The sequence below is a fragment of the Burkholderiales bacterium genome (assembly GCA_013695435.1).
Taxonomy (GTDB): domain Bacteria; phylum Pseudomonadota; class Gammaproteobacteria; order Burkholderiales; family JACMKV01; genus JACMKV01.
In genome coordinates this window covers 1-20,512 of the sequence record JACDAM010000051.1, presented here as the reverse complement: position 1 = coordinate 20,512, position 20,512 = coordinate 1, and the positions used below count along the sequence as shown (strand labels likewise).

15 protein-coding genes are annotated in these 20,512 nt (G+C 59.7%); 11 read left to right on the top strand and 4 right to left on the bottom strand.

All coding sequences use genetic code 11. The features are described from left to right. From H0V78_02935 to H0V78_02920, 4 genes are all read left to right on the top strand, one after another. Positions 1–464, top strand: a 464-nt coding sequence (locus H0V78_02935; protein MBA2350764.1) for an SDR family NAD(P)-dependent oxidoreductase, incomplete at its 5' end; no start/stop codon positions are given. Beyond that, positions 454–1,380 (top strand): glycosyltransferase, encoded by a 927-nt coding sequence (locus H0V78_02930; GenBank protein ID MBA2350763.1) that lies wholly within the window; start codon positions 454–456, stop codon positions 1,378–1,380. The genes H0V78_02935 and H0V78_02930, both read left to right, overlap by 11 nt. A gap of 272 nt (positions 1,381–1,652) precedes the next feature. Continuing rightward, positions 1,653–2,588, top strand: coding sequence for an NAD(P)-dependent oxidoreductase (locus H0V78_02925; GenBank protein MBA2350762.1), 936 nt, complete (start codon positions 1,653–1,655; stop codon positions 2,586–2,588). A gap of 594 nt (positions 2,589–3,182) precedes the next feature. Beyond that, complete coding sequence (locus H0V78_02920) at positions 3,183–4,142, top strand: hypothetical protein (GenBank protein ID MBA2350761.1); 960 nt, start codon at positions 3,183–3,185, stop codon at positions 4,140–4,142. Positions 4,143–4,367: 225 nt separating this feature from the next. Here the strand turns inward: H0V78_02920 and H0V78_02915 are convergent, their stop codons facing one another. From H0V78_02915 to queG, 4 genes are all read right to left on the bottom strand, one after another. After that, positions 4,368–6,068, bottom strand: a complete 1,701-nt coding sequence (locus H0V78_02915) for a hypothetical protein (protein ID MBA2350760.1) — start codon at positions 6,066–6,068, stop codon at positions 4,368–4,370. Positions 6,069–6,070: 2 nt separating this feature from the next. Beyond that, entirely contained in the window at positions 6,071–6,499 is a 429-nt protein-coding gene (locus H0V78_02910; protein MBA2350759.1) for an EamA family transporter, read from the bottom strand. Beyond that, on the bottom strand, positions 6,484–7,917 hold the full coding sequence (locus H0V78_02905) for a UbiA family prenyltransferase (protein ID MBA2350758.1): 1,434 nt from the start codon (positions 7,915–7,917) through the stop codon (positions 6,484–6,486). The genes H0V78_02910 and H0V78_02905 overlap by 16 nt, the downstream gene beginning before the upstream one ends. Before the next feature lie 204 nt (positions 7,918–8,121). After that, on the bottom strand, positions 8,122–9,228 hold the full coding sequence (gene queG / locus H0V78_02900; protein ID MBA2350757.1) for a tRNA epoxyqueuosine(34) reductase QueG: 1,107 nt from the start codon (positions 9,226–9,228) through the stop codon (positions 8,122–8,124). Between queG and tsaE the strand changes: the two genes are divergently transcribed. The 7 genes from tsaE to H0V78_02865 all read left to right on the top strand — a co-directional run bounded on the left by tsaE (position 9,212) and on the right by H0V78_02865 (position 20,411). Continuing rightward, on the top strand, positions 9,212–9,694 hold the full coding sequence (tsaE, locus tag H0V78_02895; protein ID MBA2350756.1) for a tRNA (adenosine(37)-N6)-threonylcarbamoyltransferase complex ATPase subunit type 1 TsaE: 483 nt from the start codon (positions 9,212–9,214) through the stop codon (positions 9,692–9,694). The genes queG and tsaE overlap by 17 nt on opposite strands. A gap of 92 nt (positions 9,695–9,786) precedes the next feature. Next, positions 9,787–11,007: an N-acetylmuramoyl-L-alanine amidase gene (locus tag H0V78_02890; protein ID MBA2350755.1), complete on the top strand. Its 1,221-nt coding sequence runs from the start codon at positions 9,787–9,789 to the stop codon at positions 11,005–11,007. A gap of 86 nt (positions 11,008–11,093) precedes the next feature. Further along, a complete protein-coding gene (locus H0V78_02885) occupies positions 11,094–12,770 on the top strand; it encodes a beta-propeller fold lactonase family protein (protein ID MBA2350754.1) in 1,677 nt (558 codons plus the stop codon). A 3-nt stretch (positions 12,771–12,773) separates the two neighbouring features. Continuing rightward, positions 12,774–13,223 (top strand): JDVT-CTERM system CAAX-type protease, encoded by a 450-nt coding sequence (locus H0V78_02880; GenBank protein ID MBA2350753.1) that lies wholly within the window; start codon positions 12,774–12,776, stop codon positions 13,221–13,223. 200 nt (positions 13,224–13,423) lie between these two features. Continuing rightward, on the top strand, positions 13,424–15,220 hold the full coding sequence (locus H0V78_02875) for an outer membrane protein assembly factor (GenBank protein MBA2350752.1): 1,797 nt from the start codon (positions 13,424–13,426) through the stop codon (positions 15,218–15,220). 124 nt (positions 15,221–15,344) lie between these two features. After that, positions 15,345–19,466 carry a translocation/assembly module TamB domain-containing protein gene (locus H0V78_02870; protein MBA2350751.1) on the top strand — a complete coding sequence of 1,374 codons (4,122 nt, stop codon included), beginning with the start codon at positions 15,345–15,347 and terminating at the stop codon, positions 19,464–19,466. Positions 19,467–19,499: 33 nt separating this feature from the next. Beyond that, entirely contained in the window at positions 19,500–20,411 is a 912-nt protein-coding gene (locus H0V78_02865) for a mechanosensitive ion channel family protein (protein ID MBA2350750.1), read from the top strand. Positions 20,412–20,512 lie beyond the last annotated feature (101 nt).

Below are 20,512 nucleotides of genomic sequence, written 5' to 3'. Positions count from 1 at the left end.
CGATCGCCAATTTCGATCTCCTGTATTCGACCAATCTGCGTGCGCCGTATTTGCTGACCCAATCCCTGCTGCCGCTGATGTGCGAAACGCTCGGCCAGATCGTGTTCATCAATTCAATGGCGTGTATCGATGCGGAAGCAGGCGTCGGTCAATACGCCGCGACTAAGGCCGGGCTGAAAGCGGTAGCGGACAGCTTGCGCCAGGAAGTTGCGAGCGAAATGCGCGTGCTGACCGTGTTCCTGGGAAGCACCGCAACGCCGATGCAGGAAGCCATTTACAAAATGAAGGGTAAAAAATACCGGCCGGGACGCCTGATACAGCCTGCTGATGCCGCGCTGACGGTCATCAGCACGCTTGCCCTGCCTCGGACGGCCGAACTGACCGAGCTGGTGTTGCGTCCGCTGATCGATCCGGGCGCGCCGTCGATTGGAACCGATGTCCATGGACACAGCCATGCCGGCTAGCAAAGCCGGGCTTTCGATCTGCATTCCCGTCTACAACAAGGCGGGATTGATCGGCAAGATGATGGAGTCCATCCTGCGGCAGAACATCCCCGATCTCGAAGTAATAGCCGTCAACAACGGCAGCCTGGACGATTCGCAGGAGATTCTTGAATCCTGGCAGGACAAACTCGATCTCACGATCTACACGATGCCTAAAACCATTTCGGCGCCCGACAATATTTTGCTGGCGCTGTCACTGGGGACACGAGAGTTCCTGAAGGTGCAACTGGCGGACGACATCATTCCCGATGGAGCGATCGCGGCCATGCTGGATTTGCTCATCAAGAACGACGATATTGGATTCGTCGTCGGCAACACTTACATGGTCGATTCCAGCGGCGAACTGATGCGCGACGTGCCGAACATCTACGCGGACAATAACCGTCTTCGCAGCCTGATGCCGGCGTCTCGCACTCTGAAGCAGAAAGCCCGGCTGTTTTCCCGGCAACGCGTCGGCGGTTCGCTGTTCGGCGATGCGAATCCCCTGATTTTTCGTTCCAGCTTGTTGCCGCACCTGCGTTGCGGAATCAACAAGTACGCAGCCGCGTTTCAGATGTTTCCCGATCACGAAATGTATCTGCGCCTGTTTGCGGCGGCCAATGCCGGTTATCTCGATATTCCCGCGTCCTACGTCTCCATGGACAAGGAAAGCACGGCGCCCAAGCTCCAACGAAAAAGCTTTCGCATGCGCGCCTGGGATATGAATTCGGCCAACAGCCTTGTTCTGCTTCTGCTCGATCCGGATCTGAAGCCATTTACGCGGGAATTGGGTATCGTGTATTACGCGAAGTGCGTGCTGTATCAAACCACCCGGATATTCCGCATCCTTGTCGTGCGATCGATCGCCGAGCGGCTCGGGTTGAGAAAACCCGACTAGGCAATTGCTTCGTAATTAACCGAACTGATCCACTTCCTTCTAAGTCATTCATATGAGACAGGATAGGAGGCAACCTATGCGAGTCGCGCCAACAATTGTGTTTAACGAAGAAGAGCGTAAGAAGCCGGGACGAATAACGAAGTCGCCAACGGCGGGCTTACTCGCGGCGCGTCGCGTGTTCTGGTTGCGACAGGCGCGCACCACGATTCCATCACTCCGGGCTTGAGATCGGACACGTGCAGACGCCAATGGATGACGTGGCCAATGAGTCGATGACATTCGAGAAGTTCGAAGGCAAGAGCGTGCTCGTCGTAGGAGCCAGCGGCTTTTTCGGCCGACACGTCATTGAACGCCTTGGCGCGGTTGGTGCCGAGGTCACGGCTTTTTCAAGGAGCGTTCCCAAACGGATGCCCCCGAACGTAGTGATCCGCCAGGGTGATGCCAGCGATCCTTCGCAGGTCGCCGCGGCCTTTGCCGCAGCCGCACCCGACGTCGTCTACCACCTTACAAGCGACAGCATGGGAGGCCGCGAAGCCGAGTTGATTCCCACAAGCATGAGAAACGACGTCCTGGCAACCCTGAATGTCCTTCTGGAGGCAAAGCATCGTGGCACTGCACGCGTGGTGATGACGGGCTCCATGGAGGAACCTTCGGGCGAAGCGGCGGAAGCAGTACCGTCATCCCCATACGCGGCGGCCAAATGGGTCACTGCCGGATACGCGCGCATGCTGGCGAGCCTTCATGACTTGCCCGTCGTCGTCCTGCGCTTGATGATGACCTACGGTCCGGGCCAGAAAGCCTATAAGGTCGTGCCAGCTACCATGTTGTCGCTGCTCGAAAATCGGCCGATCAAGCTTGGCAGCGGCTCCCGACTGGTGGACTGGGTCTATATAGACGATGTCACTGACGCTTTCATGCGTGCAGCCGTCGCCCCCTATCCCGGCGCGGCCTCGATCGATATTGGCTCCGGACAACTGGTGTCCGTGCGCGAGTGCCTGGAGACGATTGGCGATCTGACCGGACGGCCGCACCTGCTCAATTTTGGCGCGTTGCCGGATCGTCCCATGGAAATGGTCAGGGCAGCCGATGGTGAGCGTGCGGCCCGCCTTCTGGATTGGCGGCCGTCAACGACTCTAAGAGACGGTTTGGCTCTCACCCAGGAATCAATGGCCAGACTGGTGGGATCGCGTTCGAGGAGCAATACCTGATGCAGGCCTTCGTTCTTCTTGGAGCTTAAGCGCGGTTGGCGCGGATGAATTTCTGCAATATGTCCTGTGCCTTCAGTCCGGCCGAAAGGATTCTGGTCTTGGTTATGCACGGCGATGTGTTTGCGTCCGCTACGCGGCAAATCGGTTTCAATCGCCCTCGAAGCGCTGGCGCCAGCGCCCGCACTTGAATGCGGCGGCATATGCTCAACTCATGTGCGATCTGCGGGTTATCCATACCTGCTGCAGCCATGAGGTAATCTGCGCGCCGCGCCAGCCGCGCGCCGACCGTTTTTCGAGCGGCGCAATCACCGCAGTTGCCTCTTTTCGTTCGATAACTCGATCACGCTTGCCGGTCCCATCGCTCCCTCCCCGTACGCATTTACACGGGAAGCCTTGTTTCCAAAATGCGAAGCGCCACACTAGCGAGGACCATTTACCTCAGCCGACGGTTTCGGAGTAAAGTGGCGATCCTGCAACCAAAATCCGATTTTTCGACAAAAAGCATGATGCGCGCATCGGTCTCGAAATCACGTGAGTTGCCACTCGACCAGCGTGCTTCTATTCTAGATAAATATTATATTAAAACGGATAGTTATGAACACTATCGATTTTGATTTCGAGTTTTCTGACGATGCTCGTCGGAAGGCGCTTTACGAGGGTGGCATTTTTACATTTTCGCCACGCCCATCGACCCAAGCGCTTTGCGAGCACGGCCGCGCCATGCTGGAAAAGGCTTTCGCGCCGCACGATCCGCGCACGGTACAGCGGTCCCTGCCGCGCGAACGCGTTGTCGAAATTCTCGCCAAGCTTAAGCCGGAATTCATTCACCACGCGACCTCCAAAATCCTGATCCAACGCGTGCTCAAGGATTTGGGCTGCGATCTCGAGCAACTTCACTTCGACGTTCCGCGCATGCGCAGCGCTTATCCGTCGGATTACCTGACCTCGGGGATCGCTTACGCATTTCACCCGCACCGCGATACCTGGTATTCAGCGCCTTTCTGCCAGTTGAACTGGTGGCTACCGATGTACGACATCGTTCCCGAAAACTGCTTGGGCTTGCATCCCCGCTACTTCAGCGAGCCGGTCGAAAACAATTCCGAGATCTACAACTACTATCAGTGGAATGCGAAGAATCGCGCGAGCGCTCACGAACACATCAAGGAGGACACGCGCGAGCAACCGAAAGCGCAAAAGCCGATCGAGCGCGAGCCGATGACACGCGTGCTGTGCGAGGCTGGTGGGCTCATCATATTCTCGGGCGCGCAGTTGCACGAAATCGTTCCCAACACCTCTGGGGTCACGCGCTATAGCATTGACTTTCGCACCGTGCACCAGGGCGATCTCGAAAATCGGCGCGGTGCACGCAATGTCGACTCACGTTGCACCGGAACGACGCTGCGCGATTACCTGCGCGGCACCGACATCGCGCATTTGCCGCAGGATTTGATCGAGTCTTACGATGATGGCAGCGAAGTTGAAGGCGTCCTCGTCCACCCGGAGAATGAGCGCGCTGAACGCGAGTTAGCCGCCACGATTCGCTCCGCCGCGTAGAGAACTCCTAACAGGTAAGTGTTAACTCTCATTTCCGTTCGTGCGGCCAAGCACGGACGGAAAGCTCATTACGGCTCAATTCCGACGCTTTACGTACCCGCAACACGCCGGTGTCCCGCCCGCATTCTCGGCTCTTCGCGCTCGTCTTGGCTGCGCTCGCCACGTTTCTAAACAGCCTGCTAGTGCAGACCGATGGCCAACTTCGAACCGTTCCCGGATTGGCGATTACCTGGCAGCACCGCGCGTCATATCGACTTCATACGCAGCAAGAATGTTGATGTCCTCGTGGCCGAATAGTTTTTTCAACTGCGCGCCGGATTCGAGTATGGCGGCTTGCTCCCTGCCGTGCGAAATGAGGTATACAAACTTTGCGCTGGGTAGTTTTTCAATTATCGGTATCAGCGTATCACGCGACAGATTCCAGATTTCGATCGACCAGAGAGTCGTGACCGCCCCTCCCCGGCGCCAGCGATAAACTTCGCGGTTGCCTTCATGCTGCTGGCTTTCCAACTGATAACCATTATTCAGCAGCAAATGAATAACGGTCTGGCGGCTGACCCAGCCCGTCGTCAAAAAGTAGCGCTCGGCGTCAGCGAGGGCTGAAAAATACATCTCGAATGCATTGTGTTCCTGTTCGAGGATGCGTTTATGGTGATGCCACAACACGGGCGCGAACAGCCAACCGGATGTAAGCCGGTAGCCATCATCGGTCGTGAGCACCGAGCCCGCCCCCAGCACGAGCGAAACCGTCTCGATATTTTTCTTCCCCACCGGGATGTCAACGATGCTCGCTAGCGTTGGAAAAGGTTCTGCCACGTAGGGTTTGTTATTGAACACCGTGCGCAATCCGAGCGGGTATTGCCCGATGAACGTCATGACCGCGAACACCAGAACAATCGCTGCCTTTCGTTTATCGTTCAGGTAAAGAAGGGGGTAGAGCGACGCCAGCAAGAAGAACGGGAGCAGATAATAAAGGTACTTCGGGCTGACGATCGTTCCAAAATAATAAATAAAGAACGGCGCCGTTCCGGCAACGAACAACAGCAGATTGCGCCAATCGCGCCGCATCGCCATAACGAACAAACCGAGCACCAGCAAACCGGCGAGAAGCACCGAGAAGAAACCAGCCAGCGACTTTACGTTTGCTCCGCCGATGTGCGGGACTGCCAGTTGCAACGTGCCTTCATAAAGCCCGGCAAGGTGGATGTCCGAATACTTCAGAACGCCTTCTATGCCGCCGCCGCTCGAGTACAAGGTAATCAGCGTCGTCGCAACCGTAGCCGCTGCGACTATCGCTGTTTTGCCGACCGCATGTTTCCAGTCTTCCCTGTAAAGCAGAACCAGCGTCGCTGGCGTGATAACCAGCACATCGAGCCGCATCCACGCCGCAATCCCGAACAAAATGCCCGCGGCGATCAGCGCCGGCAAGCGGTCGCTGCAGGTAACGGCCAGCAGCGCAAGCACGGAAAACAGCGCCGCGGCGACGGTGCTGTTCGCATAGTAGCCGCTCGTTGTCACCTCCTGAAACAACAGCAGGAAGACGCCGCAGAGTGGCAAGGCCAGCGGTAAAAGCCTACTCACCAGCCACGCCGAAAGGACAACGAACAGCAGGCTGCAAACGCCGCTCAGCCAGCCGAAAGCCTGCAGAATATCGACATTGAAAGCCCGGTGCAGGAAACGAATCGCGGTATAAGTGCCAGACTGCACTTCATATCGGTAGGCAAGGCTTCTCGATGCAAGCCCGCCTTGTTCCATCTGAATGGCGCCGTTGACGATACCGAGGTCGTCGCCCTCGATCGGAACGACCGGCACGATGCCGTAGGCGTAATATGCCAGCAGAATAATAAATACGAGCCAGTAAAACGCGAGCGGAATTGCGCCAGGCGTCGCTCGCGCCGCGCTGCGAGCGTTGTCAATCGACCGCATTCTCAGCTTTTCGACACGAGTATGACGCCGACGCAGATGACCAGGATGCCCGTCATCCGCTGCACGGAAAGGGCTTCATCGAACATCAGCCAGCCAAGTACCGCAGTCACGATGAAACCAAGGCTCACGAACGGGTAAGCAAAGCTGACTTCGACGCGCGAAAGCACCAGCAGCCATACCAGAACGCTCGCGACATATCCGCCGAGGCCGATCAGGATGTAGGGGTTGAGCGCAACCTTGAACACGGTCGGCTGGAAATGCGCGACCGAGAAATCGAACTGGCCGACGTCTATCATGCCTTTCTTCAGCAGAATCTGGGCAAAGGCGCTGAGCAGCACACCTGCCAGTATCAATGGAACGTATTTAACGATTTTGTTCTCCCCATCGGGTTCGGAAATCTGTCGGGCATTAAGCTCTAAGTCGCGGCCCATACGCAAACGAGCCCGATAACTCCCAGAGTGAGACTGACCTTGTCGCGCACGGCAAAAACAATCGGATCGTCGTGCATATTGCCGCGATGCGTGATCAACCACATCCTGCTGATCCAGTACAGAAGCAATGGACACAGCAACCAGATCCATTTCGCCTGCCGGTACAGCACCTGTACGTCGAGACTGTTGATATACAGCGCCAGCACGAGCACCGCGAGGTAGCCGCTGGCGGCGCCCATCGACACTAGTACGGAAAGATCGTCGACTTCGTACTCGCGACCACTGATTTTGTCCTTGCCCTGCTCCCTGCTGACCAGTAATTCGGAATAGCGCTTGACCAGGGCCAGACTCAGAAAGATGAAGGTCGAAAACGCCAGCAGCCAGAAAGACAAGGACACACCGACCGCCGCCGCGCCGGCGATCACGCGCAAGGTATACAGCCCGGCCAGAACCATCACATCGATCAGCGCGAAGTTCTTGAGCTGCGCCGAATAGGCCAGCGTCGTGCAGTAATAGAAAAGCAGGACGAGCACGAACTTGAGAGGCAGAAAAGCCAAGGCCAGCGCGAATGCGCTCAGCAACAGTGCAGGCGCCAGCAAAGCGCCGTGCAACACGTTTATTCGACCGGCGGCAAACATGCGATAGCGCTTGCGCGGATGCTGGCGATCGGCGGCCAGATCGAGCAAATCGTTCAGCACATAAACGCTGGAAGCGCACAAGCCGAATGCGAGGAACGCAACCAGCGCCTGCACGACGAGTTCAGGCTCGCCGATGCGATGGCTGGTCAGCAGCGGAACAAAGATGAGCAGATTTTTCAGCCACTGATGCAAGCGCATGGCGCGCGCGTAAGCGGCGATGCCGCCGGATCTATCGTCGAATACACGCTCGACCTCCGCCAGCTTCGCAGCCGCGCGCGTTACGCCGAGCTTCGGATTGACGAGGATAGCCTGCCGGCAGTGCAGCCAGATGCGCAAATCGACATGCGCATCGGCCGCGTAGACAAAGCTTTGTCCCCCGAACTCGAGAAGCATGCGCTGCAGTTTTCGTTTCCCGGAAAGGTTGATCGACGCGTTCGTCGCAAACACTTTGGCGAACAAGCCGAGGTGATCGGCAATCTGTTGCGCAAACTTATTGTGGGCGGCAGTGACCAGCAACAGCATCCGCCCGCCCGCGTGCTCTTCGCGCAGGTAACTGAGGAACTCCTGCTGATAAGGCAGGGTGCTGACGTCGATTTCGACTCTTTGCGCGAGCTCGTGCTTCAGGTTCGCCTTGCCCTTGATAAGCCAGAACGGCGCCAGAAAAATCAACGCGAAATTTTTTTTGAGGAGCGCGAAGAACGACTCGACCAATAGATCTGTCTTGATCAAGGCGCCGTCGAGATCGACGCATATCGGCGGCTTCAAATCGGAAACCTTCATGACCAACTCCAGCAAACTTGCCTAATTTCGGAAGCGTGCAAACAGCGGTGGGCGGGCGGCAGCTTAACAGAGCGCCAACGATACCAGCAAGCGCCCCGCCGACACGTTAGCCGCAGGCCCGGTTGCGGGAGGCGGGGCCAAGGCGCGCTCCCCGCGAACCGTCGGCTTCGCCGGTAACGTGTCCGCGCGCCGCATATTTAGAACTTAGTCGATACCATGCTGATCCAGCGCCCATGCGACGTGTTCGCGAACCAGCCTGGATGGATCATCGCGGCGGACCAGCAAAGCCGCGCAAATCGCGTGCGTCGTGGGCGCATTGCCGAGCCCGATTGCGAGATTGCGCAGCCAGCGCTCGAAGCCGATGCGGCGAATCGCCGACCCCGCGAGCCGCTTGTCGAACTCGGCCTCGCTCCAGCCGAACAGCTCGACGAGGGCGACGTCGTCAAGTCCGTGGCGGATTGCGAAATCCGGTTCGCCGCTGCTTCGCGCGTAGCGGTTCCATGGACACACAAGCTGGCAATCATCGCAGCCGTAGACCCGGTTGCCGATCAGCTTGCGAAATTCAACCGGAATACTGCCGCGGTGCTCTATGGTCAGATACGAGATGCAGCGCCGCGCATCGAGTTTATAAGGGGCGACGATCGCTTGCGTTGGACAGACATCCAGGCATTTTCGGCAACTGCCGCAATGGTTCTGCAGCGCGCGGTCGATCGGCAGCGGCAAATTCGTGTAGATTTCGCCCAGAAAAAAGAAAGAGCCGGATTCGCGCGATAGCAGCAGTGTGTGTTTGCCGCGCCAGCCGAGCCCGGCTCTGCTGGCCAGTTCGACCTCCATCACTGGCGCGCTGTCTGAAAATACGCGATAACGGGCACAACCGGCGGCACGCTCGAGGCGCCCGGCCAGCCGTCGCAGCTTGCCGCGAACGACTTTATGGTAATCGCGGCCGAGCGCATAACGCGAAATGAACGCTTTGCCCGGATCGGCAAGTATGTTTTCGCTGCGCGCCGTGTTCGGCCCCTGATAATCGAGGCGCGCGGAAATGACGCGCAGCGTTCCCGGAACGAGCTCGGCCGGCCGCGAACGCTTGCTGCCATGCCGCGCCATATAATCCATATCGCCGTGCCAGCCTGCCGCAAGCCATTGCCGCAAGCCCGGCTCGGCGGCCGCCAAGTCGACGTCAGCGATGCCGATATGCTGGAAGCCGAGCGCCCTGCCCCAGGATTTGATATTCGCGGCGAGCGCCGGCCAGTCCGGGCGCGCACGCTCCGATGTAAGGTGAACATGCATAAGCGCTATGATAAAGCCAGCCATGCGGATAATACGAAGCTTGCCTGACGAAAGCGCGACCAGGGAAATCGGCGTACTGCTGGCGCGAGGGGTCGAACCCGGGATGATGATCTATCTGTCCGGCGAGCTTGGCAGCGGCAAGACCACGCTGGTGCGCGCGCTGTTGCGCGCCCGCGGCGTCGGTGGGCGCATAAAGAGCCCGACGTTCACACTGGTTGAAGTTTATTCCGTTTCCAAGTTAAACTTTTATCACTTTGATTTTTATCGCTTCAATAATCCGGATGAATGGATGTCAACAGGCTTCAGGGATTATTTCCGGGACGACGCCGTGTGCCTGGTCGAATGGCCGGAAAAAGCCGGCGACAGCTTGCCCTCGCCCGATATTCGTATCCATCTACGCTACGCCGCCGATGCGCGCGTTGCCGAAATACTGGCGCCCACTGTGCAGGGCCAGCGTTGTCTGAGTCAATTGAACGAGGCCATTTCATGACCGCGCACAGCCGGCGCCATCATTTGCAAGAATTTCGCCGCTTTGCAGCGCGGCTGTGCGCGGCGCGGTTGATCGCGCTGTTGAGCGTAACAATGGCCTTGCTGATTGGCGCCTCAAGTGCGCAGTCGGCGAGCCCGGCGCCAACCCAGATCAGCTCGGTCCGCGTCTGGCCGGCGCTCGAATACACGCGCATCACGATCGAAGCCGATTCGCCGGTCGCGCATCAACTTTTCATCATCAAGGAGCCGGATCGGCTGGTGCTCGATCTCGAAAGCGTCAATATCAATTCGATCCTCGAAGCGCTTCCCGGCAAGGTCGGCGCCGATGATCCGTATATCCAGACCGCCCGCATCGGCCGCTACAAGCCGCAAGTCGCACGCCTGGTGCTCGATCTCAAGAGCGCCGTCAAACCGCAGGTTTTCACGATTCCACCCGTCGGCCAGTATCGGCATCGGCTGGTGCTCGATCTGTATCCTGCCGAGCCCCTGGATCCGCTGATGGCGCTGGTGCAAAAATTCGAATATGGCGAAGCCGGCAAGTCGTTAGCCGACAAGAAGGCCGAGGCAGCAACAGGTAGCAAGGACGACGTGATCCGCCTGATCACGATCGCTATTGACGCCGGCCATGGCGGCGAGGACCCCGGCGCCCGCGGACGCGGCGGCGCTGTAGAAAAGCACGTTACCCTGTCGGTCGCGCGCAAACTGAAGGTGCTGATCGACGCCGAACCGAATATGCGCGGCGCGCTGATCCGCGACGGCGACTACTACATCCCGCTGCAGACGCGCGTATCCAAAGCGCGCAAGCTGCACGCCGATCTGTTCGTGTCGATCCACGCCGATGCCTACATCAAACCGCACGCGCGCGGCTCGTCGGTGTTCGCGCTGTCCGAACGCGGCGCGACTTCGGTCGCGGCAAAGTGGCTGGCCAGGAAAGAGAACGAAGCCGATTTGATCGGCGGCGTGAATTTCGATGTGCAGGATCCGTATCTCAAGCAAACGCTGCTCGATCTAACGCAGACCCAAACCATCAATGAAAGCCGGAAACTCGGCAAGACCGTGCTCGCAGAGCTGTCGGTAATCAATTCGCTGCACAAGCCCGCCGTCGAGCAAGCTGGCTTCGCCGTGCTCAAATCACCCGACATTCCGTCGATATTGGTCGAGACCGCGTTCATCAGCAATCCCGACGAAGAAAAAAAACTGACCAACGACGACTATCAGCAAAAACTGGCGGAAGCGCTAGTCACCGGCATCAAGCGCTATTTCGCCAAAAATCCGCCCATCGCGCGCGACCGGCTGACGCAATCGGACGACTGAATAAACGACGGCGGCAATCGCAGCTTGGAAATGGGGAAGCGCTGATCGCAGGACGTTCAGCAACAGAATCGAACAGGGAGATCGTCTTGAAATCACTCGCTTCCATCCGTACTGTGCTGGGCGTGCTCGCGAAATCCGCGTGCCTGCTCGCGTTGACAAGCTGGATCGCGGCGGCCGCGCCTTTTGCCTACATCACGAATGCGGCGAGCAACAGCGTCAGCGTGATAGATATCGCGACCAACGCCGTGACGGCGACGATTACCGTCGGCGCCAACCCGACCGGCGTCGCGGTCGGTTTCGATGGCGCGCGCGTTTATATCACGAATACCGGCAACAACAGTGTGTCGGTGATCGACACCGCCAGCAATGCGGTCACGTCGACGATCAGTGTCGGCAACGGTCCTGGCGGCGTCGCGGTCGGCACGGCCGGTACGCGCGTCTACGTCGCGAACGGCGTCAGCAACAGCGTGTCGGTGATCGACACGGCGAGCAACACCGTGGTCGCGACCGTGCCAGTGCAAAACGGACCGAACGGCATCGCCGTCAACCCGGCTGGTACCCGCGCCTTTGTGGCAAACACAAACAGCAACAGCATGTCGGTCATCGATACCGCAACCAATAGTGTGGCGGCGACCGTGATTGTCGGGCTGCGGCCATTTGGCCTCGCAGTGAATCGTGATGGCACGCGCGTCTACGTGACCAACGATGACAGCAATACCGTCTCCGTCATCGATGCAACGGCCAATGGCGCGCTCACCCAGATCGCCGTCGATGACAGCCCGAATGGCATTGCGATGAGTCCCGACGGCACGCTCGTTTACGTCGCCAACTTCGGCAGCAATACGCTTTCCGTCATCGATGCCGCAAGTAACAGCCTGACTGCAACTCTCGGCAGCGGCGGCGTGAATCCGATTGGCGTGACGGTGACGCCCGATGGCGCGCGCGTTTATGTCGCCAACTCGACCAGCGGCGGTGTAGCTGCGATCGATCCCGTGGCGAACACGATCGCGTCGATTGCGGTCGGGCTGCAGCCGACTGCTTTCGGTCAGTTCATCGTTGGCATTACACCGGGCGCGGGTACGCTGCAATTCAGCGCGGCAAGCTACAGCGTCCACGAAGGCGCTGGCTCCGCGGTCATTACGGTGACGCGGCGTAACGGCAACGAAGGCGAGGCGTCAGCGAATTTCGCGACCAGCGACGGCAGCGCGACCGCCGGCGGCGACTACACGGCGACTGCCGCGACGATAAGCTTCGCCGCCGGGGAAACGAGCCGCACAGTCAGCATTCCAATCGCCGATGATGCGGCGATGGAACCCGCAGAGACGATCATGCTGACGCTGAGCAACGCGGTCGGCGCGACACTTGGCGCACAGAGCACCGCGACCCTGACCATCACCGACAACGATACGACGACCGGCTCGGTGTTCAGCGGTGGCGGCGGCTGCGCGCTCTACGATCCTGAAGCCAATCCTGGCGCCGGCGAAAGGCGCGGTATCGACGGGTGTTTGATGCTCATGATGTTTGCCGCCCTGCTCGGCCTGTTGCGGCATCGCGCTGCCGATGCGAAAGGGTATTTTCGCGCTTCGCTAGTGTCGTGTTTCTTAAACAACGGCCATAAGTTAAAGCCGTTCGTGCTGAGCCTGTCGAAGCATGAATGGCCTTCGACAGGCTCAGAGCCTGCCCCGGACTTGATCCGGGGCCGAACGGAAATATATGGCTTTTATCTTTGGAACGGCACACTAGCCTGTCGCCGTCCCCGCTGACCGGTGTGGCGCGACCGTCAGTTTCTGGTTGCCCTGTTTGCGGGACCGTTATTCTGGGCGGCATGGTCGCTGATCGCGGCGCCAGGCTTCGAATCCCGCTTCGAACCCTGGTGGCCGTTGCGCGATCCGACACGATTTCTGCTGCCCGCGCTGGTTTATCCGATACTCGAAGAACTTGCATTTCGCGGACTGCTGCAGGAATGGCTGTATCAAAAGCCGTGGGGCGCCCGCGGTATTTGGCAAATGCGCAGCCCGATTTCCCGGGCCAACTGGCTTGCGACATTGCTGTTTGCGCTGGCCCATCTGCTCTATCACACGCCTTCCTGGGCCGCCGTGGTGATTTTTCCATCGCTTGTTTTCGGTTACTTCCGCGACCGCTACCAGAGTGTAGCTCCCGCCATCGTGCTGCACGTTTTTTATAACGCCGGTTATTTCTGGTTGTTCGCAGCCTGACCGTGGCGCGGCGCTCCGAACAGCCACGAGCGCTGCGGATGTGGCAAACTCGCTTTCTTGCCGTGCCAACGCGAAGCCAAAATTCATCGCGTTTTTTCCGATTCGGTTTTGCCTTGATTCGCTCGCGTCGCTTTTCATCTTCACTTGCCATTCGGTACATGAGCCGGAACATCTGCGTTTGGTTATCACGATCGCGCGTTGTGCTGTCTCCGGCGGCGTTCTTTCTATACTTCGCGGCACTCCTTGCGCCGCTCTTCGCGACCGGCCATGCCGTCGCGGCTGCTGCCGCGAAATTCGCCTATCGCGTCGAGGTTGAAGCGCCCAATGATCTGGCCAAGCTATTGCGGCAAAACCTCGATATCGACAAATGGCACGACAGCCCGGAGATGGACCTCAATCAACTGCGCGTGCTCTATCGCAACGCGCCTGAGGATATTCGCGTGCTGGCCGCCACCCAGGGGTTTTATTCGCCGGTCATCTCGCCATCGCTCGAACAACGCGGCGATATCTGGGTGGCGCGCTTTATCGTCGACCCCGGCCGGCCGACGCGGGTGTCGGAAGTCGCGTTGCGCTTCACCGGCCCGATCGCCGATTTGCCGCAGCACGCGCGCCCCGATGTCGAACGATTGCGCCAAGCCTGGCCGCTGAAGCGGGGAGAAGTTTTTCGACAGCAAGACTGGGAAGCGGCCAAGCGCAATTTGCTGCGCGCTGTGCTCGTTTACCGCTATCCGGGCGCTACTATCAGCGACAGCCGCGCGACCGTCGACCCGGCGGAATCCGAAGCGGCGCTGATGGTCGAAATCGACAGCGGCCCCGAATACCGCTTCGGCGGTCTCGACATCAAGGGGCTGGAGCGTTACCCGCCGAGCGTCGTCGAAAACCTGAATCCGATCGCGGCGGGAACGATCTACTCGCAGGAAGCGCTCGCGGAATTCCAGACGAGACTGCTCGAGACCGGGTACTTCGCTACGGCGGTGGTCAACCCGGAAATCGAGGGTGGAACAGCGCGTGCCGACATCGACGCTGCCGGCCAGGCGACCGCGCCGGTCAGATTGACCTTGATCGAGAACACATCGAAAAAACTCGGCTTCGGCGTCGGTTACAGCACGAATACCGGCGTGCGTGGCGAGATTGCCTATCGCGATTTAAATATCCTCGATTCAGGTTTGCGTTTTACGACAAATCTTCGCCTCGAACAGAAGCAGCAATCGCTGCTGACCGATCTCGAGTGGCCGCGCAATCGGCGCGGGCACGTTTACGGCATCGGTCTGAAGGCGCTGCGCAGCGACATCGAAGGCGAGCGTCTGGAAAATTTCGGCATCGGAGGCCGCCGTACGTCGGGCAACAAGCGCAATGAGCGCACGTGGTCAATACAGTTCGAAACGGAAAACCAGACTCTGGAAAACGGCTTCGAGGACCGGCGCAAAGCGCTGGCGCTGGGCTATGGAATTACCTTGCGGCGCACCGACAATCTGCTGACGCCGACGAAAGGCTATGCGCTGAGCGTGCAATTGAGCGGCGCTTCCGAACAACTGCTGACCGATCAGGACTTCATTCGCGGTTATGCCAAATGGATAGGATTTTTTCCGTTCGGCAAACGGCACAGCCTGATTCTGCGCGCGGAAGGCGGCGCGGTCTGGGCGAACAGCCGGCAAGGCATACCATCGACCTTCGTATTTCGCACCGGCGGCGATCAAACCGTGCGCGGCTACAGCTTCCAGAGCCTGGGCGTTCCCCAGGGCGAAGCGATCGTCGGCGGACGCTATCTGGCAGTCGGCAGCGCCGAATACATTTACTGGTTCAAACCCGATTACGGCGCCGCGATTTTCGTCGACGCCGGCAACGCGGCCGATACGCCTGCCGATCTTTTTCCGGTGCTGGGCTTCGGGCTCGGCGGCCGCTGGCGCAGCCCGGTCGGCCCGCTTTCCCTCGACGTCGCCTACGGCGAGGAGAGCGATGAATTGCGCCTGCATTTTTCGCTCGGATTCGTGTTCTGATTGTTCCGGCCGACACAACCTCGCGTTGGGATCGCGGTCCAATCGCGCTGATCCCAATCGGCGGCGTGTTTTCCGAACGTCCTTGGTAAACGCGCGTGTTTTCCAAACTTCCCTGTAATCGATGATGCGCAAGCTTTCCATCGCCGCGCTTTCGCTTTTGCTTGTGCTTTGCCTCTTTGCCGGCGGCGCATGGTGGCTTTTGGGACGCGAAGCGACCCTGCGATGGCTCGTCGAACGCGGCGTCGCCGCCAGCGGCGGCACGATCGACGTTGCAGAAGTGCAAGGCGTATTGCGCGGTCCGATTCGTATCGGCCGCCTCGTTTACCGCAAGGAAGGTACCGAACTGACAGCCAACGACATCCTGATGGACTGGTCGCCGCGCACCCTGCTCGATCGAACATTGACTATCGAGCGCCTGCAGGTCGGCTCAGCGGTATTGACTCTGACGCCGGGCAAGGATGAACCGCTGCTTGTGCCGGACACGCTTGCCGCGCCACTCGATATCGTGTTGCGCCATGCGGAGATTGCCCGCCTTGACATAATACGGCAGGACTTTTCTACGCGCCTGGAAGCTGTCGCGTTTTCCTTGAGCGGCGGCAAACAGGTTTGGCAAGGTCAACTGACTTCGCTGCGCACGCAATGGGGCGACGCCACGGCGCGCCTCGATCTTGGCGCCACGACGCCTTTTCCGCTGCAGGCGGAGATCGACGTCACGCGACTCGACGCTCCATCCTGGTCGAGCCGCGCAGTCGTGTCGGGCCCGCTCGCTGAACTCTCGGCCGACATTGCCACGAAAGTGCATGGCGCTACCGTCGATGCCGGCATTGCGCTGACGCCGTTTCAGCCCGTGCCGCTGAAGCACGTGCGGATTCGGGCGCGCGATATCGATCCGCGCGCATGGCGCGGTACGCTGCCCGCCGCCAATCTCACCGTGGAGCTGACGGCGCACGGCATCGAAAACGAGGCATATGCCGGCGATGTCGTGATTCGCAATACGCTGGCCGGCAAGATAGACCAGGACCAGTTGCCATTGCAGGAAGTCAAAGCGAAATTTTCCGGCGACGCGGAACAATTGAAGCTGGCGGCGATCGATCTCGATTTCGGCGAAGCCGGCCAGTTGCGTGGCGACGGCTTGTGGCGCGCCGATAGCGAGCAGAAGCCAAAACTGCAACTGGCATTGTCGACCTCGGCCTTGAATTTGCGCGGCTTGCACGGCAAACTCAAGGAAACCCGTCTCGCCGGCGATATCGACTTGACGAGCGGCGCCGACCGGCAGGTCGTAAAGGCTATGCTCAGCGAAGATCGCTATCGCTTCGCAATCGACGCCAGCCTGGCCGACAAACTGTTGCACGTGCGCGAGCTGCGCGCACAAGCCGGTGGCGGCGAGCTTTTCGCACAAGGCGAAATCGCGCTCGACGGCGAGCAGCGCTTCGATGTCACGGGAAAGCTGACGCGCCTCGATCCATCGCAATTCGGCGATTATCCGAAAGCGCAGATCAACAGCAAGCTTGCGGCGAAAGGATCCCTCGCGCCGGAGCCGAGCATTTCCGGCAGCATTTCCGTATATGACAGCCGCATTTTCGGTGAGCCGCTGTCGGCGAGCGGCAAAATCAAGACCGATGGCAAGCAGCTCAGCGGGGGCGATTTGCTGGTGCGGCTCGGCCGCACCAAACTGGAGCTTGACGGCACGGTAGCGTTATCCGAAGCGCGTGAATTCAAGGCAAGCGGAACAATCGAACGATTCGATCCCGTGCAGTTGGCCAGGCATCTTGGCAAGGACGCTGCCAAACTGCCGCCGGCGCTGATCAACGGCCGCTTCGACGCCAGCGGTTCGATCTACCCACAGTGGAAGATCGCGACGCAGTTCAATATTTACGACAGCACGATTGCGAATCAGCAATTGAATGCCACGGGGCGGCTGAACGCCGTGCCGAATCGCGTTTCCGGCGTTGATGTGGCGATCAACGCGGGGCGCAACCGGCTGCAACTGGAAGGCGCTTTAGGCGCCGCGCAGGATCAGTTGCAATGGCAAATCGCAGCGCCCCAGCTCAGCACATTCGGGCCTGACTTCGCCGGTTCGCTGCATGGCGATGGCTCGCTCAAAGGCACATTCAAGGCGCCGGCGCTGAGCTTTCGCGGCAAGGGCGACAAGCTCAGGTTGTTCGGGGAGTACGATATCGCGCAGGTATCTGGTAGCGGCCAGCTCGCCAACGGCCTCGCCGGAAAGGTACAGGCCGATGTCCGGGCATCGGGTATTGCGACGCCGAAGCTGAACCTGCGCGATGCGCGCTTCGCGCTCGACGGTACGCGCGAGCAACACACGTTCACCATTGCCGCACGCAATGAGACGGTAGATCTGAGCGCCGCATTGAACGGGGCATGGCGCGAAGACAATGGCTGGAAAGGAACGGTCAATCGCATGGTCAACGGCGGCGCTTACCCGGCGACGCTGCGCGCACCCGCGGCATTGGCTTTCCATCAGGACAACTTCGCGCTCAGGAACGCCGTCGTGGATTTCGCCGACGGCGTGTTCACGATCACAACCTTGGAGAAATCAGGCGCGCGTTTCAGCAGCGTCGGCAGCCTGTCGAAATTTCCGGCTTCGTACCTGATCGCGCTCGCGAATTCCCGCGCCGCGGACGCTTCGAAATTGCCGCTGTCATCGAGTTTGCTGCTCGCCGGCGAATGGAAACTTGCCGCTGATAGTGGCGCTGATAGTAAAAGCGGCGGCGCGATTGACGGCAAGCTGCGCATCTGGCGCGAAGGCGGCGACCTGGCGCTGACTGAGCCGCAAATGACGTTGAAACTCAGCGAGCTGACGCTGGACACGATTATCGAACGCAGTAAGATCAACGCGGCGTTGTCGCTGCAATCGGCAATTGCAACGGTCGACGGCAAAGCGGCGACGCGCATCAGCCGGCGTGATGGCCGTTGGGGCATAGCTGGCGACGCTCCATTCAGTCTTCGGGCCAACGCCGCGATACCATCGCTCGAGTGGCTGGAAGCATTTCTTGCGCAGCAGCGACCCGGCATCGATCTCGGCGGCGCGCTGGCCGTCAAAGTCACGGCGGACGGCACGGTCCGCGAGCCCAATCTGAATGGAACGGTGCGCGGAGAGAACCTGCAAGTCGCATTGCCCGAGTACGGCGTCGATCTCGAAAACGGCGCCCTGCAAGCGGCGTTTGCCGGCGAGCAACTGCTGATCCAGCAACTCGTCATGCACGCCGGCGATGGCCGCGTGGCCGCGACCGGCGCAGTCGGCTGGCAGGGCGGCACGCCCAGCATGCGGCTCGCCATTGATGTCAGCCAGTTCCGCGCGCTGGCCCGTCCCGATCGTCAGTTGACGGTCAGCGGCCAGGGTAACGTTGCCCTGGCCAACGGGAGGCTGGACATCGACGCTAAATTGAGCGCCGATCGCGGCTTGATCGTTCTGCCGAAACAGGGCGCGCCGACCATGAGCGATGACATCGTCATTGTCGGCGCGGAAACCGGAAAGTCTGGAAAGGCCGGAAAGTCGGACGCGCTGCGCGCCGATGTCGACGTCAGTTTCGATCTCGGCAGCAATTTCCGCCTGCGCGGGCGCGGCCTCGACGCTCAACTCGTCGGCGCGCTGCGGGTGCGCGCGACGCCGCGCCAGGCGCCGACAGCAGAGGGCGGCATCGCCGCCTATGGCAGCTATGCCGCCTACAACCAGAAGCTGAGCATAGAGCGCGGCGTCCTCACCTTTACCGGGCCAATCAACAATCCGGCGCTCAACATCCTCGCCGTGCGCAAGATTCCGGAGTTCGAACGGGATGCGGTTGAAGCGGGCATCGCCATCACCGGAACCGCGATAGCGCCGCGCGCGCAACTGGTGTCGACGCCGAACGTTCCCGATGCCGAGAAACTATCGTGGCTGGTTTCCGGACACGGGCTCGAGGGCGGCAGCGGCGCCGAGCTCAGCGTATTGTCGGCGGCCGCCGATGGATTGCTGGGGAACGAAGAATCGGCATCGCTGCAATCGCAGATCGCCCGCGCCACCGGGCTCGATGAAGTCGCGATCAAAAGCGGCGCCGGGCTGGAACAATCGGTGCTCTCGCTCGGCAAACGGTTGTCCTCGCGTGTCTATGTGAACTACGAGCAGAGCCTGAGCGGGGCCGCCAACCTGGTCAAAGTCAATTACGCGCTGACCCCGCGCTGGTCGGTGCGCGGCACCGCCGGCACCGACAGCGCTGTCGACTTGTTTTACTCGTTCTCGTTCGATTAGCGGTATCCATCCAACTCTGACTATGACAAGAGCATGAACACGATCATCGAGCGAATCAGCAGTCTCTATGCATGGGAGGTCGTCGGCGGCGTTTTGCTGCGCATTACCCTGATCCTGTTTCTGGCGTGGCTGTTGCTGTTCGGCGCGCGCAAGGCCATCAAGCTGTTTAACCAGGCAATGGGCCACCAGACGCACGATCTTGAAGGCCGCAAAAGGCTGGAGACTCTGAGCCAGGTGTTCCGCTATATCGCGACCGTCGTGATCACCGTTGTCGCCGGCATGCTGGTGTTGAATGAGGTCGGCATTTCGATCGCGCCTATCCTTGCCACCGCCGGCGTAGTCGGTCTCGCTGTCGGATTCGGCGCGCAAAGCCTGGTCAAGGACTATTTCACTGGTTTTTTTCTGCTGCTTGAGAACCAGGTGCGCCAGGGTGACATTGTCGAACTCGGCGGCAAGGGCGGACTGGTCGAGGAGGTGACGCTGCGCTACATCCGTTTGCGTGATTACGCCGGCGACGTGCACTTTGTTCCAAACAGCGTAATCAATACCGTAACCAACAAGAGCCGCGGATTCGCTTTTGCCGTCGTCGAGATCGGCGTCGGCTATAACGAGAATCTGGACAAGATTTTCCTGCGCATGCAGGAAGTCGGCGCGGAACTGCAAGCCGACGACGTATTCGGCCAGAAAATTCTCGAGCCGCTCGAACTCGCCGGCGTCGAGCAATGGGCAGACTCGGCCATTCTCGTCCGCGGCCGCTTCAAGGTGCTGCCGCTCGAACAATGGAACGTTAAGCGCGAATTCCTGCGCCGCCTGAAGGCTGATTTCGATCAAAACAAGATCGACATTCCGTATCCGCACGTCACCGTCATGTCGCAGCACGCCAGGGAAGGAGGCGAACAATTGTCGGAAGCCGAACTCGGCGCGGCGCTGGCAAAGCGACGCTGAGCGAAGCACGTATCATCGGTCGATCGGCGCGTCGCTGATCTCTGCCGCGGCGTTACGAAAATATTGTCACCGTCTTAATCCGGATTCATTCGCACCGCGCC